Origin of the sequence: Enterobacter cloacae complex sp. BZL2005 (genome assembly GCF_049238885.1) — a bacterium.
Classification (GTDB): Bacteria; Pseudomonadota; Gammaproteobacteria; order Enterobacterales; family Enterobacteriaceae; genus Enterobacter; species Enterobacter roggenkampii.
In genome coordinates this window covers 112,383-129,326 of record NZ_JBMKGI010000012.1, presented here as the reverse complement: position 1 = coordinate 129,326, position 16,944 = coordinate 112,383, and the positions used below count along the sequence as shown (strand labels likewise).

Sequence of the window (16,944 nt, the reverse complement as noted above, 5' to 3'; positions counted from 1 at the left end):
ACTTCCGTTAAAAGCCTAACGGGGGGAAGACGACATGAACTGGCAGCCTTTTCGCGGCGATGCGCCGGAAAATATGACGATTTTCAGCGCGTCATTTCCCGACGTCAGCGACCAGTGGCCGATGAAAGACGATGCTGCTCGTGAGATCGCCTCCCTTGACCGCGCCCTGAAAGCCGAGCCAGCGCTCCGGCCGCCGCGTGTGGAATACTACGAGGGCGGGCAGGCCGTGCTTGTTCCGCAGAACCGCTATTCCGAACAGGCCTTCCGCAACCGTCCGGCGCTCACCGCGTGGCGCACCCGGCTGGTCCCCTCCGCGCTGGCGCTGTTTGTGGTGCAAAACCCGCTGGAGGACCGCCTGCCCGACGGCACAAAAATGGACAGCGACAGCCGCCAGTGGTTTATCCATGCTAACGATGCGATTGGCGTGCGCTCCCGCGCCCGGGTGCTGGCCGCGCTGGTGGATAAGTACATTCATAATGAAAGCGAGAACAACTGGGTCAGCCTCGCGAGCGGTGCCGCCATTCCGGTGCTGGAGGCGCTGCGCGAAGCAAAGCTCGACGGTCAGCAGGTCTATCTCACGCTGGTGGACAAAGACCCCGTAGCGCTGAGCTGGGCGGAAACCATGGCGGCGCAGGAAGGCATTGTGGTGGGCGAACAGCTGACGCTGCTCAGGCGCAACCTGCTCCATACGCTGGTGCGTAACGAGGACCTGCTGCTGGAGCTGGGCGAGCATCAGGCCGAACTGGTCGACGCGCTGGGGATTTTCGAATACTTCAACGATACTGACGCGGTGATTTTTCTCCAGCGCGCGCTGCGGCTGGTCAAACCCGGCGGCGCGGTGATTGTGTCGAACATGCTCACCAGCAGCCCGCAGATTGACTTTGTGCTGCGGGGTATCGGCTGGGAGGATATTCACCCGAGGTCGTTACAGCAGCTTCAGGACATCCACCTCGCGGCCGGCGTGCCGGTGGAAAACGTCACCGTGGTGGTGCCGAAGGACGGGGTGTATGCGGTGATGGAGATCAGGGTAGGGGATGAAAAACCGCACGGTCAGTTCCCTCTCCCTGTGGGAGAGGGTTAGGGTGAGGGGGAACAGGCCGCATAGCGTGATTTGCATTAGTAGGATTTTCCAATCATGATCTCCCCCATGAAAATTGAAACCGCACTCCCCACGCACTTCGAGCGTCTGGTCGCGATCTGGGAATCCTCCGTCCGCGCCACCCATCACTTTTTACAGGAAAGCGATATTGCGGCGCTGCGCCCGCTATTGCTCAACGCGTATTTGCCAAACCTCACCGTCGTGATGGCCCGCGATGACGCAGGCGTTATTCACGGCTTTTTAGGCGTGGATGAAAACCGCATTGAAATGCTGTTTGTTGACGATGCGAGCCGGGGGAAGGGCGTCGGGAAATTGCTGTTGAAATACGCCATCGCAGCGTTCGGCGCGAACGAAGTGGACGTGAACGAGCAGAACCCGCAGGGCGTCGCGTTTTATCGCCATATGGGGTTTGAGCAGGTCGGACGCTCGGAACTGGACGGGCAGGGGAATCCGTTTCCGTTGTTGCATATGAAGCTGAACAGGAATACCGGGATTAGCGCTTAGCCTGTTTATCCCATTTTAATAAGCCGATAATATCTTTCTCACCTTCGGCTTGTTTCAGCAGGCGCTGCTTTTTTTCAAACTCAATGTATTCTGAGCACGCCTTTTCATCAGCCGCTTTCTTGCTGATTTTGCCTGCTCCTTTTAAAACGCCCCGATCTGTTTGTTATTTTATTTTGTCAGCCAAAAGGTGTGGGGTCAAATGTGTTTACAATACTTCCTCTAACTACAGAGATGAAAAATGGAATAATATCATTCACATATTGTATTAGAGGTAGCAGTATTGTTTATTTATTGCTAGTGCTTAAGACGTTTATATTTAATATATACGCAATTATAATGAACTCGATAAGATGGGAATATCATATTAAGGCTCAAGATATAGCGAAGAAACGTAAAGTAGCAGCTGAGCAACATGGGGATGAATAAAACAACTTTTGGCGGAAGATCACAGGAGTCGAACCTGCCCGGGAACGCTGGCGTCCCCAACTGGATTTGAAGTCCAGCCACCTCACCGGAGATGACGATCTTCCGCGCCTGCATTGCTACATGGAGGCGGGGCGCATTATAGCTACTTTCAGGCATTTACCACATACCCCACACCACTTTTTTCACCTCTCTTTTGACCTGTACCCCCCTGTTTCAGTTAATTCTTAAGAAAATCCTCAGGTTAGCCTTTCGTGCTCTCCAGTATTTACCGCGATCACAAAAAACAAGAAACGTAATCTGCTAACCAGAAAACGCAATACCCCCATCTGAAACAATGGTTTAAAACCAATGCAACCGGTCTCAGCGCCCCCTATAGCGTGAAGGAAAAAAAAGATGAGCGAAGTACTGTCAGTAAAAGAGAAGATTGGCTACGGCATGGGAGACGCCGCCAGCCACATCATTTTTGATAACGTCATGTTGTACATGATGTTTTTCTACACCGACATTTTCGGCATTCCCGCCGGGTTCGTCGGCACCATGTTCCTGCTGGCCCGCGCGCTGGATGCGATCTCCGACCCGTGCATGGGGCTGATTGCCGATCGCACCCGCAGCCGCTGGGGCACGTTCCGCCCGTGGATTTTGTTCGGCGCGATCCCGTTCGGTATCGTCTGCGTGCTGGCCTACACCACGCCGGACCTCAGCCTTAACGGCAAAATGGTTTACGCCGCCGTGACCTACACCCTGCTGACCCTGCTCTATACCGTGGTCAACATTCCTTACTGCGCGCTGGGCGGCGTGATCACCAGTGACCCGACGCAGCGTATCTCCCTTCAGTCCTGGCGCTTTGTGCTGGCGACGGCGGGCGGCATGCTCTCTACGGTGCTGATGATGCCGCTGGTGAAGCTGATTGGCGGCGACGATAAGGCATTCGGCTTCCAGGGCGGGATTGCCGTGCTGTCGGTGGTCGCGTTCCTGATGCTGGCGTTCTGCTTCTTCACCACCAAAGAGCGCATCCAGGTGCCGCCGAGCACCACCTCCATGCGGGAAGACCTGCGCGATATCTGGCAAAACGACCAGTGGCGCATCGTGGGCGTGCTGACCATCCTCAACATCCTTGCCGTCTGCGTGCGCGGCGGCGCGATGATGTACTACTGCACCTGGATCATGGGCTCGCCGGAAGTGTTCGTCGCGTTCCTGACCACCTACTGCGTCGGCAACTTGATTGGCTCCGCGCTGGCAAAACCGCTCACCGACTGGAAATGCAAGGTCAGCATCTTCTGGTGGACCAACGCCGCGCTGGCGGTGGTCAGCGTGGCGATGTTCTTCGTCCCGATGCACGCCACGGTGCTGATGTTCGCCTTTATCTTCGTCATCGGCGTGCTGCATCAGCTGGTGACGCCGATCCAGTGGGTCATGATGTCCGATACCGTCGACTACGGCGAATGGACTAACGGCAAGCGCCTGACCGGCATCAGCTTTGCGGGCACGCTGTTCGTGCTGAAGCTCGGCCTGGCGCTGGGCGGAGCGATGATCGGCTGGATGCTGGCAGGCGGCGGCTACGATGCGGCGGCCAAAACCCAGAACAGCGCGACCATCAGCATCATTATCGGCCTGTTTACCCTGGCTCCGGCGGTCTGCTACGTGCTGAGCGCCATCATCGCCAAACGCTACTACACGCTGAAAACCCCCTTCCTGACCAAAATCCTGGGCGAGCTGGCGCAGGGCGCACGCCGCAACCAGCAGGAGTTTGAAAACCTGCCGGTCAGCAAAGAATTACAGAACTAAGAGGACGAGAGTATGAAAATCAGTGATGGAAACTGGCTTATTCAACCGGGCCTGAACGTGACGTATCCGGTGCAGGTATTCGACGTGGAGCAGCAGGGCAATGACCTGGTGGTGTATGTGGCGCCGCGTGACGTGCGTGAGCGCACCTGGCAGCTCGACACGTTGATGTTCACGGTGCGCCTGTTTGCTCCACAGGAAGGGATTGTGGGAGTGCGCATCGAGCACTTCCAGGGCGCGCTAAACAACGGCCCGCACTATCCGCTGAACGTTCTGAAAGACGTGAAGGTAGAGATTGAAAACAACGCCGAATTTGCCGAGCTGAAAAGCGGCAGCGTCAGCGTGCGCGTCACCAAAGGCGAGTTCTGGGCGCTGGATTTCCTGCGCAACGGCCAGCGCATTACCGGCAGCCAGCTGAAAAATAACGGCTACGTGCAGGACAGCAATACCGACCGCAATTACGTGTTCGAACGTCTGGATCTGGGCGTGGGGGAAACGGTCTACGGTCTGGGCGAGCGCTTTACCGCGCTGGTGCGCAACGGCCAGACGGTCGAAACCTGGAACCGCGACGGCGGCACCAGCACCGAGCAGTCCTACAAAAACATCCCGTTCTACCTGACCAACCGCGGCTACGGCGTGCTGGTGAATCACCCCGAGAACGTCTCGTTTGAAGTGGGCTCCGAGAAAGTTTCTAAGGTGCAGTTCAGCGTGGAAGGCGAATATCTTGAGTACTTCGTGATCGACGGCCCGACGCCGAAAGAAGTGCTGAACCGCTATACCCGCTTCACCGGGCGTCCGGCGCTGCCGCCTGCGTGGTCATTTGGCCTGTGGCTCACCACCTCGTTCACCACCAACTACGACGAAGCCACGGTGAACAGCTTTATCGACGGCATGGCCGAACGGGACCTGCCGCTGCACGTGTTCCACTTTGACTGCTTCTGGATGAAGGCCTTCCAGTGGTGCGACTTCGAGTGGGATCCGGTGACCTTCCCGGACCCTGAAGGGATGATCCGCCGTCTGAAGGAGAAAGGGCTGAAGGTCTGCGTGTGGATTAACCCATACATCGGCCAGAAATCCCCGATCTTCCGGGAACTGAAAGAGAAGGGCTACCTGCTCAGGCGCCCGGACGGCTCCCTGTGGCAGTGGGACAAATGGCAGCCGGGGCTGGCGATTTACGACTTCACCAACCCGGACGCGTGCCGGTGGTATGCCGACAAGCTGAAAGGCCTGGTGGACATCGGCGTTGACTGCTTCAAGACCGACTTCGGCGAGCGTATCCCGACCGAAGTGGAGTGGTTCGACGGGTCCGATCCGCAGAAGATGCACAACCATTACGCCTACATCTACAACGAGCTGGTGTGGAACGTGCTGAAAGAGACGGTGGGGGAAGAAGAGGCGGTGCTGTTTGCCCGCTCGGCGTCCGTGGGTGCGCAACAGTTCCCGGTGCACTGGGGTGGTGACTGCTACGCCAACTATGAATCAATGGCCGAAAGCCTGCGCGGTGGGCTGTCGATTGGCCTGTCCGGCTTCGGGTTCTGGAGCCACGATATCGGCGGGTTCGAAAACACCGCCCCGGCGCACGTCTACAAGCGCTGGTGCGCGTTCGGGCTGTTTTCCAGCCACAGCCGCCTTCACGGCAGCAAATCCTACCGCGTGCCGTGGGCGTACGATGACGAGTCCTGCGACGTGGTGCGCCACTTCACCCAGCTGAAGTGTCAGCTGATGCCGTACCTGTACCGTCAGGCGGCGCTGGCGCGCGAGTTCGGCACGCCGATGCTGCGCGCGATGATGCTGGAGTTCCCGGACGATCCGGCCTGCGATTACCTTGACCGTCAGTACATGCTGGGGGATGCCCTGATGGTCGCTCCGGTGTTCTCCGAGGCGGGCGACGTGCAGTTCTACCTGCCGGAAGGGCGCTGGACGCACCTGTGGCACAACGACGAAATCCAGGGCAGCCGCTGGCATAAGCAGCAGCACGATTTCATGAGCCTGCCGGTCTACGTGCGCGACAACACGCTGCTGGCGCTGGGCAACAATAACCAGAAGCCGAACTACGCGTGGCACGAGGGGACGGCCTTCCAGCTGTTTAACCTGGACGATGGCGCAACGGCGGTAAGCGAAGTGCCTGCGGCGGACGGCGCGGTGGCGTTTACGCTGAAGGCGTCACGTCGGGGCGACATCGTGACCTTTACCGGCGCGGGAGACGCGCAAAACTGGTCGGTGTGTTTGCGCAACGTGCAGAAAGTGCGCGGCGTGAAGGGCGGCTCGCACGCGGGCAGCGAGTGGGGCGTGGTGGTGAAAGCCGAGGGGGATGAGGTGGCGGTTCAGCTCTGAGGTGGAAAATGCCCGGTGGCGCTGCGCTTACCGGGCCTACGGTAATTATGCGGTCTGATGCCCTCACCCACAGGGAGAGGGAACCAAAACCTCGTAGGCCGGGTAAGGCGAAGCCGCAACCCGGCTTTTTACTGTGCCGGCGCCATCGCCGACACCACGCCGCCCGTCATCGTCTGCTCTACCTGCTGCTTATCCATATTCACCGCGCTCAGCTTCCCATTCACCGTTGGCTTCAGCGGCGCACTGGCCTGCACGCTGCCGCTGGCGGTGAGCTGAATATTGCCGTCACCTGCAATCGGCAGCGCAGGCCAGCCCCACTGCTGCAGCACGCTGAGCGGCACGCCGCGCCCGTTCAGGCTCACCGTGGTCTGCCGCTGCGGCAGCTGGGAAACGGTCGCCGTGGCTTCCAGAATACCTTTCTCGGTAAACGCGCTCAGGTCGGTAATGTTCACCGTCGCGGCGTTAGCATTCAGCGCCAGCGACGGACGGCGCACGTCCACGCGGTTAAAGGTCGCCGCCGCGCCGTTCAGGGTTGCGCTGCCGCCCCAGACGCCCCACTGGCGATCTTTCACCAGCTGCAGGTTTGCGCCATATCCGTCCAGAGAGGTGATCTGCCACGGGAAGGCGGGATCGATGTCGATCACCAGGTTGCGGCTCAGGCCAAATTTTTGCAGCGTGACGCTGTTCAGCCATTCCGGCAGAGGCGCCATCCACAGCGCTTTCCAGTTTTGCGGCAGGGTATACTCCAGCCCGGCAATGGCGACATCGTCCAGCACCAGCGCTTTACCGTCGCGCAGCCAGTTACCGGACGTGCGCACCATGCCGCCTTCCCAGCGGGAGGTGAACTGGCGCAGCGCCATGCCCTGCGGGGAAAACTCCGCATTCAGGATCGGATCAAAAAGATGCAACGAGCCGTAGATAAACTCGCTGGCGTTCATCGACAGGCGGCCTTCCTGGCTCTGCCAGTCACCTTTGCTCAGCGTCAGGTTGCGCAGGCTTAAATCGAGGTCGGTCACCGCCCAGTCCGGGCCCTGAAGCCGGGCGTCGGTCACGTCCAGACGACCAATCTGCAGAGAGGGGATAGTGGCCAGCGGTGCGAAGAACGCGGTCAGCGTTTTATCGCTCTGCAGGCGGATCTCGTTCAGGCGCATCGTGTCGATAATCCAGCTCCCGTCGGCGTTGCGCAGGGCCGAGCCGGTGAGCGAGCCCCGGGCCATATCGGCGCCGATCGTATTCAGCACCACTTCCTTGCCGTTAAGCTGGCCCTCGATCAGCACGTTGGTGGCCGGTACGCCGTTGAGGGTCAGCGAGCCTGCGCTCATCTGGATCTGCGCGTGATTACCCAGCACGTTGCCCGCTTCTGGCTGCCATGGGCTGACGCCGCCCGTCACCTTCTGCGCGCTCAGATCCCATTCGGTATTCGGGCTGTTAAAGGCCATATTGTTCAGCTGCAGGCGATCCGCCTGGAAGGGCAGCGGCGCGGTCTGCGGGGAGAGATTCAGCGTGCCGTCGAACAGGGTGATGGTGTCCATGTGCAGCGGATCGGTTATCTGGCGGCTGCTGAGGCCGATATCCACTTTTTTGGCCACCAGCGTGGCGGGTTTACCGTCCCGGCCGAAGGTGACGTTTTCCAGAATGATGTGGGATGGTGACGAAAAGCGGTGATTCATCTTGTCGAAACTGAGCTCGTAGTCGGTATTCACCGTTACCCAGCTGCTGACCTGAGTCGCGCCCCAGCGGGTCTGGAGCAGAATATAGAGCGCCAGTATCACAATGAGCAGGGCTACCAGAAGATAGACGAGCAGCTTTCCAATAAATTTCATGGTCTTCCATCCCGCAAAACGCACATAAGGGAGTTATGCACGATTTATGCGCAATCCTCAAGGCGGGAATGGTGTAAATAGATGTCACGGCAGACATTGACTGCCTGCCGTGAAGGGGATCAGTTCTTTTCAGGCGGGAAAACGAGGTTCAGCACGATAGCGGTGATACCGCCCGCGGCAATGCCGGAAGAGAGCAGGTTTTTCACCCAGTCCGGGGCAAACTGCAGGATCAGCGGCTGCTGAGAAACGCCCAGACCGACGGCCAGCGACAGCGCAATAATCATGATTGCGCGGCGGTTCAGCGGCTCGCGGGAGACGATACGCACGCCGGAGGCCGCGATCGTCCCGAACATCACCAGCGTTGCGCCGCCCAGCACCGGCTCAGGGATGTGCTGCACAAAGCCGCTCACCGCCGGGAACAGGCCGAGGACGATCAGCATCAGCGCCACCACGAAGCCGACATAGCGGCTGGCCACGCCGGTCAGCTGGATCACGCCGTTGTTCTGACCGAAGCAGGAGTTCGGGAAGGTATTGAAGACCGCAGAGACAAACGAATTCAGACCGTTCGCCAGCACGCCGCCTTTCAGGCGCTTCATGTACAGCGGGCCAGAAACGGGCTGCTCGGAGACGTCGGAGGTGGCGGTGATATCGCCGATGGTCTCCAGAGAGGTGATCATAAAGACCAGCATCAGCGGCAGGAGCAGACCCCAGTCAATGCCCAGACCGTAATACAGCGGCGTAGGGACAGTGATCAGCGCGCTGTTGGCTGGCGCGGTGTTCTCCGGCAGCATGCCCAGCGCCCACGCCAGCAGGTAGCCTGCCGCCATGGCGATCACCAGCGAGGCGACGCGCAGGTATGGGTTACGCTGGCGGTTAAGCAGAATAATGATGGCCAGCACGACGCCCGCCAGCAGCAGGTTTTTTGGCGCGCCGAAGGTGTGGTCGCTCATCGCGGCATAGCCGCCGCCGATGGAGGTGAGGCCCACCTGAATCAGCGACAGGCCGATAATCATCACGACGACGCCGGAAACCAGCGGGGTGATAACGCGGCGAGCCAGATGCAGAACGCGGGAGATCACCATCTCCGTACAGCTGGCCAGCATCAGCGTGCCGAACAGCGCCGCCATCATGGTCGGGACATCCGCACCGCCGGTTTTCAGGGCCGTACCGCCCATGATCAGCGGCGCCACAAAGTTAAAGCTGGTGCCCTGAATCGACAGTAAACCCGACCCCACCGGACCCCACGCTTTAATCTGGATAATCGAGGCCACGCCGGAGGCGAAGAGAGACATGCTGATGATGTGCTGCGTGTCCTGCGCCGGTAAACCGAGCGCCTGACAGATCAGCAGCGCCGGGGTGATCACCGCAACAAACATCGCCAGAAGATGCTGGCAGGCGGCGAAAAGCGTCTGCGGCAGCGGCGGGCGGTCTTCAAGGCGGTAAATCAGTTCGCTATTTTGCTTCTGCGCAATCGGTTGCGCATCAGGCGACTCTATGGTGTTAACGGACATCGGCGGCAATCCCACGGTGGAAAAGCGGGCATTTTATCTGACCACCTGGTAAAAGCAAACGATTGCCAGCAAAAAAAGACAAGAAAATCTGCCGCTGTGAGCAGGTTTTCTACATCCGATGAGGAAAAAAAATTACACTTTTTGCGCCGGAAGCTCATGAAGAGCGCAAACCGGCCCAGGATAACGCCGCGTGTGTATGGAACACGCGCAAAAAAGGAGCCTTCTATGATTCATCTCGATACGTTGTCGACCCTTGTTGCCGCAACGCTGGTGTTACTGCTTGGCCGTAAGCTGGTACATAGCGTTTCCATTCTGAAAAAATACACCATTCCTGAACCTGTCGCTGGCGGCCTGCTGGTGGCGCTGGCCCTGCTGGTGCTCAAAAAAAGCATGGGCTGGGAAATCGATTTTGACATGTCCCTGAAAGACCCGCTGATGCTGGCCTTCTTTGCCACCATCGGCCTGAACGCCAACCTGGCAAGCCTGCGGGCGGGCGGTAAGGTGCTCGGCGTATTTTTGATTGTGGTGGTGGGGCTGCTGCTGATGCAAAACGCGATTGGCATCGGCATGGCAACCTTGCTGGGGCTGGACCCGCTGATGGGGCTGCTGGCGGGGTCGATTACGCTGTCAGGCGGTCATGGTACCGGGGCGGCGTGGAGTAAATTGTTCGTCGAGCGCTACGGTTTTGAAAATGCAACGGAAGTGGCGATGGCCTGTGCCACCTTTGGCCTGGTGCTGGGTGGCCTGATTGGCGGCCCGGTGGCGCGTTATCTGGTGAAGCATTCCACCACGCCGGACGGCAGACCGGACGACGAGCTGGTACCGACCGCCTTTGAAAAGCCTGACGTTGGGCGCAGTATTACCTCGCTGGTGCTGATTGAAACCATCGCGATGATCGCCATCTGCCTCACCGTAGGCAAAGTGGTTGCGCAATGGCTGGCGGGCTCCGCGTTTGAGCTGCCGACGTTTGTCTGCGTGCTGTTTATCGGGGTGATCCTGAGCAACGGCCTGGCGCTGATGGGCTTCTACCGCGTGTTTGAACGGGCGGTGTCGGTGCTTGGCAACGTCTGCCTCTCGCTGTTCCTGGCGATGGCGCTGATGAGCCTCAAGCTGTGGGAGCTGGCCTCCCTGGCGCTGCCGATGGTGGCGATACTGGCGGTGCAGGCCCTGTTTATGGCGCTGTACGCCATGTTTGTCACCTGGCGCATGATGGGCAAAAATTACGATGCGGCGGTGCTGGCGGCGGGTCACTGCGGGTTTGGTCTGGGGGCAACCCCAACGGCTATCGCCAACATGCAGGCGATCACCGAACGCTTCGGGCCATCGCACATGGCGTTTCTGGTGGTGCCGATGGTCGGGGCGTTCTTTATTGATATCGTCAACGCGCTGGTGATTAAGCTGTACCTGATGCTGCCGATGTTCGCCTGAAATCAGGCGTTGGAATAGCGTTCGGTTTCCGGCATCCAGCGCTCAATTAACGCTGCCGCCTGTTCGGGGTAGCGTTCATGAATGTGGCGGGCGAGGCGCTGAACCTCGGGGATCATGGCCTGATCGCGCAGCAAATCCGCGACTTTGAATTCCGCGTTCCCCGTCTGACGCGTGCCCAGCAGTTCACCGGGGCCGCGGATCTCAAGGTCTTTTTGTGCAATCACAAAACCGTCGTTGCTGTCGCGCAGCACCTGCAACCGCATCTGGGCGGTTTTCGAAAGCGGCGCTTTGTAGAGCAGGACGCAGTGGGACGCTACCGCGCCACGGCCGACGCGCCCGCGAAGCTGGTGGAGCTGGGCAAGACCCAGGCGCTCCGGGTTTTCGATAATCATCAGGCTGGAGTTCGGCACATCCACGCCCACTTCGATGACCGTGGTCGCGACCAGCAAATGCAGCTCGCCCTGTTTGAACGACTGCATCACCGCCTGCTTTTCAGCGGGCTTCATGCGTCCGTGAACCAGACCCACGTTTAGCTCCGGCAGAGCGAGCTTTAACTCTTCCCACGTGGCTTCGGCAGCCTGCGCTTCCAGCAGTTCCGACTCTTCAATCAGGGTACAGACCCAGTAGGCCTGACGCCCTTCGTGGGTGCAGGCATTGCGCACGCGGTCGATGATATCGCTGCGACGCGTGTCAGGAATGGCAACCGTCGTGACCGGCGTACGGCCCGGGGGGAGTTCGTCGATGGTGGAGGTATCCAGATCGGCGTAAGCCGTCATCGCGAGCGTGCGCGGGATCGGCGTGGCGGTCATGATCAGCTGATGCGGGTGGAAGCCCTGCTGCAGTCCCTTTTCCCACAGCGCCAGACGCTGATGCACGCCGAAGCGGTGCTGTTCATCGATAATCACCAGCGCAAGGCCGTTGAACTGCACCTGCTCCTGGAAGATAGCGTGCGTGCCGACAATCATCTGCACCTGCCCGCTGGCGATGGCTTCCTGCTGCGCAAGGCGCGCTTTGCCCTTTTGTTTTCCTGCCAGCCAGCCTACTTCAATCCCCAGCGGCGCGAACCAGGCGCGGAAATTGTTGGCGTGTTGTTCCGCCAGCAGCTCGGTCGGCGCCATTAACGCGACCTGTTTACCGTGGGCAATGGCGCGCAGGGCTGCAAGGGCGGCAACCAGCGTTTTACCGGAGCCTACATCGCCCTGTACCAGGCGCATCATCGGCACGTCGAGCGCCATATCGCGTTCAATCTCGGCGGTGACGCTCGCCTGCGCACCGGTGGGTTTAAACGGCAGAGAGGCCAGCAGCTTATCTTTGAGCGCATCATTCTGGCTTAAAGGCTGAGCGTGGAAACGCTGCGCGCCCGCACGAAGCGCCAGCATGCTCAGGTTATGCGCCAGTAATTCCTCAAGGATAAGACGCCGTTGGGCGGGGTGTTTGCCGCTTTCTAAATCGCTGAGCTGCAGCGTTGGCGGCGGACGGTGCAGGGTTCGCAGCGCCTCGGGCAGGCTCATCATGCCCTGCGCCAGCTCGGGTGGCAGCAGCTCGGTAATGGCGCAGGTGTCCAGCAGCTCCAGCGCCTGATCGGTGAGCTTACGCAGCGTCGCCTGCTTGATGCCTTCGGTCGTCGGGTAAACCGGGGTGAGCGTCTCCTGCAGTTCCGGCGTGCTGAGATCGCCCTGCACGCGGTACTCGGGGTGGATCATCTCTGCGCCGTATTTCCCGCGTTTGGCTTCACCATAGGCCAGTACTCTGCGGCCTGTCGCCAGGCTGTTTTTCATCGCCGCGCTGAAGTTGAAGAAACGCATGGTGAGAATGCCGGTGCCGTCGCTGATCTGGCAGGTCATCATCCGGCGTCCGCCGAAGGTGATGTTGCAGTTCAGGACTTCGCCTTCAACGGTGGCGTAAATGGCGGGAAGGAGATCGCCAATCTTATAAAGCTGGGTGCGGTCTTCATAACGCAGGGGGAGGTGAAGCAGGAGATCCTGCACGGTGTGCAGGCCAATTTTGGCCAACTTACTGCTTTGCGCCGCGCCCACGCCCGTCAGGCTGTTGAGCGGGATAGCATCCAGCAGGCGGCCTTTCATCGCTTACCCGGCGTACTGCATGGTGGCCCACCACTCGGCATCGGCTTCAATTTCGCCCTGCGCGTTGACGTGGGGGTAAGGCAATTTTTTCTGCTTCGCAACGCGAGCCAGCACTGGATAACCGCCTTCAAACAGCAGGCGCTGCTGTTCATCTTCCGGCAGCATGCTGTTGCTACGCTCGTACATGCCGGCGTTCTGACGCTGGCGCTGCGCTTCATACAGAATGAGCGCGGACGCCACGGAGACATTGAGAGACTGGACCATGCCGATCATCGGAATGATGATGTCCCGATCCGCCAGATCCAGCGCTTCCTGTGAGATCCCGGTTTTCTCCTGACCCATCAAAATGCAGGTCGGGCGAGTGTAGTCGATCTCGCGAAAATCCACGGCTTTAGCGGACAGGTTAGTGGCAAGGATCTGCATCCCGCGCCCTTTCAGGTGCGAAACGGCATCGCCAATTGTCTGGTGAGATTTGACGGAAACCCAGCTGTTACTGCCTGCCGCCGCCGAGACCATGGTGCGCATCCGGTGACCCGGCCAGACGGCGTGCACTTCATGCACACCGACGGCATCGGCGGTACGGACGATAGCAGAGACGTTATGCGGTTTATGGACCTGCTCCATGCAGACCGTCAGGTCAGGCTGACGCCTGGCGAGCATTTCGCATATCCGCGCGTAACGTTGTGAATTCATACCACTAGTTTCGGTTACGGGTGACTTTAATCACGTCCGGCATGACGCGGATCTTGCGCATGATATTCGCCAGATGCACGCGGTCGCGGGCGGTCAGACGAATAAAGGCGCTGTACACGCGGCCATCTTTTTCTTCCGTATTCAGGCTTTGAATATTGGAAGAGGCCGTGTTGATCGCTGCCGTCAGGTTCGCCAGGGCACCCTGGTGGTTGAACATATCCACCTTAATCTCGGTGATAAATTCCTGCGCCGTCTCTTTATCCCACTCGACCGCCATAAACTTCTCGGCTTCTTTCTGGTAGCCGCGAATGTTACGACAGGATTCGTGGTGGATAACCAGCCCTTTACCCGGGCTGACGTGCGCAATAATCGGGTCGCCTGGAATTGGACGGCAACATTTTGCGAAGGTGATCAGCACCCCGTCCGCGCCTTTGATTGGCAGATGAGCATGGCCGGATGCGCCTGGCGCAGAAGGTATTGCTTCGCCCTGCTGCAGGTTTTTCGCCACCACGACGCTCATCGCGTTGCCCAGACCAATTTCCGCCAGCAGATCGTCAAGAGACGTGAGCTTCATACGGTCGAGCTCGCGCTGGATATGCTCCGGTGGGATCTCAGCCAGCTTACGGCTGCCGCCCAACGCGTGGTTGAGCAGACGACGGCCCAGGCTGACGGAATCATCACGCTTGAGGTTTTTCAGCAGCTGACGGATTTTAGCGCGCGCTTTGGAGCTCACGACAAAGTTCAGCCAGGCCGCGTTCGGACGTGCGCCCGGCGCGGTAATAATTTCCACCGTCTGGCCGCTGGCGAGCGGCTGAGACAGCGGGTAAGGCTGTCTGTCGACGCGCGCGCCCACGCAGGCATGGCCGATATCGGTATGCACGGCGTAAGCGAAGTCGACCGGCGTTGCACCCGCAGGGAGTTCGACAATGCGACCTTCGGGGGTGAAAACGTAAATCTCATCCGGGAAGAGATCGGATTTCACGCTCTCGATAAATTCAAACGAGCTGCCCGCACTCTGCTGAAGTTCCAGCAGGCTCTGCATCCAGCGCTGGGCACGGATTTGTGCGGTCGTACTGCTTTCGCCACCGTGCTCTTTATAGGCCCAGTGCGCGGCAACACCCATCTCTGCCATCTGGTCCATGTCTTCGGTGCGAATTTGCACCTCAACAGGCACGCCGTGCGGCCCGATCATCGAGGTGTGCAAAGATTGATAGCCGTTCGCTTTTGGAATGGCGATGTAATCTTTCATCCGCCCCGGACGCGGTTTGTAGAGGCTGTGCATCTGCCCCAGCACGCGATAGCAGGTGTCCGAGTCATGGACAATGACGCGGAAGGCGTAGATATCCATGATCGAGTGAAAACGCTGCTCCTTGAGCACCATTTTGCAGTAGATGGAGTACAGGTGTTTCTCGCGACCGCTGACGCGGCACGGAATTCCCGCTTCCTGCAAGCGCCCTTCGATTTCAGAGAGGATTTTTTGAATCATCTCCTTACGGTTGCCGCGTGCGGCTTTCACCACCTCTTTAATCACGCGATAGCGGTTCGGGTACAACGCTTCAAAACCCAGCTCTTCCAGCTCGGTTTTAATGTGGTGAATACCTAAACGGTGCGCCAGCGGACTGTAGATTTCGAGGGTTTCACGGGCAATGCGGCGACGTTTATCCGGGCGAAGTGAGCCCAGCGTGCGCATGTTGTGGGTGCGGTCAGCGAGTTTGATGAGAATGACGCGGATATCCTGCACCATCGCCATAATCATCTTGCGGAAGTTTTCGGCTTGCGCCTCTTTCTTGTCGCGGAAATTCAGCTTATCAAGCTTAGAAACCCCTTCCACCAGTTCGGCAACGCTTTTGCCAAACAGCTGTTCCATGTCCTGGTAAGTGGCAGGGGTATCTTCAATCACGTCGTGCAGCAGCGCGGCCATCAGCGTTTCGTAGTCGAGTTTCATCTCGGCCAGAATACAGGCCACCGCTACCGGGTGCGTGATGTAGGGTTCACCGCTTGAACGTGTCTGGCCCTCGTGAGCGTCACGTGCAACGAGATACGCCTGCTGAAGACGCTTAATCTGGTCTTCAGGCAGGTAGATTTGAATCAGTTGATTCAGGCTTTCAAACAGATACAAGGGCGACCCGCAGGTTTAATTAACGACGACCTTCAGCAATAGCGGTTACGGCCTGCAGTTCTGCGGCTTCCTGCTCTTGCTGCTCCTGGCGCTCACGCACGTCGAGGATCTGGTTGTTGATCAGACCTTCTTCGATTTCGCGAAGTGCAATAACGGTGGTTTTATCGTTTTCTTCCGGTACCAGCGGATCTTTACCGCCTACCTGCATCTGACGAGCGCGACGCGCGGCGACCAGCACCAGGTCAAAACGGTTACCAATTTTCTCTACAGCGTCCTGAACAGTTACGCGTGCCATACTTAAAATGCTCCACAGGTGAAGAAATGACTGGGCATGATACTGAAAGTGGGTTCAGTCTGCCAACAGTTTGGTGATTAATGCGTCATGTCGCTGCTTCTGGCGGCTCATACGCAGACGTTCTGCACGAAGAATGGTTTTGAGATCGCTCAGTGCGGCATCAAAATCATCATTCACAATAAGGTAATCATATTCCGCGTAATGGCTCATTTCTGCAACAGCCTGTTCCATACGCTTTGCGATGACTTCTTCGCTGTCCTGACCGCGGCCACGCAGGCGGCGATCCAGCTCATCTTTCGATGGCGGTAAAATAAAGATACTGCGCGAGTCAGGCATTTTCTTGCGAATTTGCTGTGCACCCTGCCAGTCGATATCCAGGAACACATTCACGCCCGTGGCCAGAACCTGCTCAATGGTTTCACGCGAGGTACCGTAGTAATTACCGAATACTTCCGCATGTTCAAGAAACGCGTCTCTGCCGATCATCGCTCTGAACTCATCGTGATCCACAAAGAAATAGTGTTCGCCGTGCACTTCACCCGGACGCGGTTGACGCGTGGTGTGAGAAACAGAAACCTGTGTGTCATACAACGGTTGGGTTTTTAACAGTGCCTGAATAAGGCTGGATTTACCCGCGCCACTAGGGGCAGAAACAATATACAGCGTGCCTTGAGCCATGAGAGTCTTTTGTATGTGTTAACGAAGAAGTCCTACATACGGGCTTATTATACACGTCACTGCCGTGTGACGTAGTCTTTGTCACACTTTTTCCCCTGGATTATTGAATTTTGCGTGCCGTTTTCAGGTTTTATCTGGGGTTTTCAGCAATCCAAAGAAATACCGGAT

At 58.4% G+C, this 16,944-nt stretch carries 12 protein-coding genes, 1 tRNA gene and 1 pseudogene; 5 read left to right on the top strand and 9 right to left on the bottom strand.

Annotated elements, in window-relative coordinates; translation table 11 throughout:
* The first annotated feature begins 34 nt into the window (after positions 1-34).
* Together ACOTXI_RS18550 and ACOTXI_RS18545 are read left to right on the top strand one after the other, a co-directional pair.
* Positions 35-1,081, top strand: coding sequence for a class I SAM-dependent methyltransferase (locus ACOTXI_RS18550; RefSeq protein WP_058654765.1), 1,047 nt, complete (start codon positions 35-37; stop codon positions 1,079-1,081).
* Between the two features lie 66 nt (positions 1,082-1,147).
* Positions 1,148-1,603, top strand: coding sequence for an acetyltransferase (locus ACOTXI_RS18545; RefSeq protein WP_058654764.1), 456 nt, complete (start codon positions 1,148-1,150; stop codon positions 1,601-1,603).
* On the opposite strand, the pseudogene ACOTXI_RS18540 reads toward ACOTXI_RS18545, so the two are convergent.
* Positions 1,593-1,760 (bottom strand): annotated as a pseudogene (locus tag ACOTXI_RS18540) (hydroxyacid dehydrogenase); the annotation flags it as partial. The gene ACOTXI_RS18545 and the pseudogene ACOTXI_RS18540 overlap by 11 nt on opposite strands.
* Positions 1,761-2,038: 278 nt before the next feature.
* Positions 2,039-2,133 (bottom strand) — tRNA-Sec (locus tag ACOTXI_RS18535).
* A 289-nt stretch (positions 2,134-2,422) separates the two neighbouring features.
* Here ACOTXI_RS18535 and ACOTXI_RS18530 point away from each other — a divergent pair.
* Both ACOTXI_RS18530 and yicI read left to right on the top strand, forming a co-directional pair.
* Positions 2,423-3,814, top strand: coding sequence for a glycoside-pentoside-hexuronide family transporter (locus ACOTXI_RS18530; RefSeq protein WP_421633956.1), 1,392 nt, complete (start codon positions 2,423-2,425; stop codon positions 3,812-3,814).
* 12 nt (positions 3,815-3,826) lie between these two features.
* Complete coding sequence (yicI, locus tag ACOTXI_RS18525; protein ID WP_058653888.1) at positions 3,827-6,145, top strand: alpha-xylosidase; 2,319 nt, start codon at positions 3,827-3,829, stop codon at positions 6,143-6,145.
* 128 nt (positions 6,146-6,273) lie between these two features.
* Here the strand turns inward: yicI and ACOTXI_RS18520 are convergent, their stop codons facing one another.
* Together ACOTXI_RS18520 and xanP are read right to left on the bottom strand one after the other, a co-directional pair.
* Positions 6,274-7,968 carry an AsmA family protein gene (locus ACOTXI_RS18520; RefSeq protein ID WP_039267080.1) on the bottom strand — a complete coding sequence of 565 codons (1,695 nt, stop codon included), beginning with the start codon at positions 7,966-7,968 and terminating at the stop codon, positions 6,274-6,276.
* Positions 7,969-8,087: 119 nt separating this feature from the next.
* Entirely contained in the window at positions 8,088-9,479 is a 1,392-nt protein-coding gene (gene xanP / locus ACOTXI_RS18515; RefSeq protein ID WP_008502668.1) for a xanthine/proton symporter XanP, read from the bottom strand.
* A 225-nt stretch (positions 9,480-9,704) separates the two neighbouring features.
* Between xanP and gltS the strand changes: the two genes are divergently transcribed.
* On the top strand, positions 9,705-10,907 hold the full coding sequence (gene gltS, locus ACOTXI_RS18510; RefSeq protein WP_058653889.1) for a sodium/glutamate symporter: 1,203 nt from the start codon (positions 9,705-9,707) through the stop codon (positions 10,905-10,907).
* Positions 10,908-10,909: 2 nt separating this feature from the next.
* Here the strand turns inward: gltS and recG are convergent, their stop codons facing one another.
* The 5 genes from recG to gmk are packed head-to-tail and all read right to left on the bottom strand — an operon-like array spanning position 10,910 to position 16,776.
* A complete protein-coding gene (gene recG, locus ACOTXI_RS18505) occupies positions 10,910-12,991 on the bottom strand; it encodes an ATP-dependent DNA helicase RecG (protein WP_058653890.1) in 2,082 nt (693 codons plus the stop codon).
* Positions 12,992-12,994: 3 nt separating this feature from the next.
* Positions 12,995-13,684, bottom strand: coding sequence for a tRNA (guanosine(18)-2'-O)-methyltransferase TrmH (trmH, locus tag ACOTXI_RS18500; RefSeq protein ID WP_021242410.1), 690 nt, complete (start codon positions 13,682-13,684; stop codon positions 12,995-12,997).
* A gap of 4 nt (positions 13,685-13,688) precedes the next feature.
* Positions 13,689-15,803 (bottom strand): bifunctional GTP diphosphokinase/guanosine-3',5'-bis pyrophosphate 3'-pyrophosphohydrolase, encoded by a 2,115-nt coding sequence (gene spoT, locus ACOTXI_RS18495; RefSeq protein WP_008502673.1) that lies wholly within the window; start codon positions 15,801-15,803, stop codon positions 13,689-13,691.
* Positions 15,804-15,822: 19 nt separating this feature from the next.
* Positions 15,823-16,098 (bottom strand): DNA-directed RNA polymerase subunit omega, encoded by a 276-nt coding sequence (gene rpoZ / locus ACOTXI_RS18490; protein WP_000135058.1) that lies wholly within the window; start codon positions 16,096-16,098, stop codon positions 15,823-15,825.
* Positions 16,099-16,152: 54 nt separating this feature from the next.
* Positions 16,153-16,776: a guanylate kinase gene (gmk, locus tag ACOTXI_RS18485; protein ID WP_008502674.1), complete on the bottom strand. Its 624-nt coding sequence runs from the start codon at positions 16,774-16,776 to the stop codon at positions 16,153-16,155.
* Positions 16,777-16,944 lie beyond the last annotated feature (168 nt).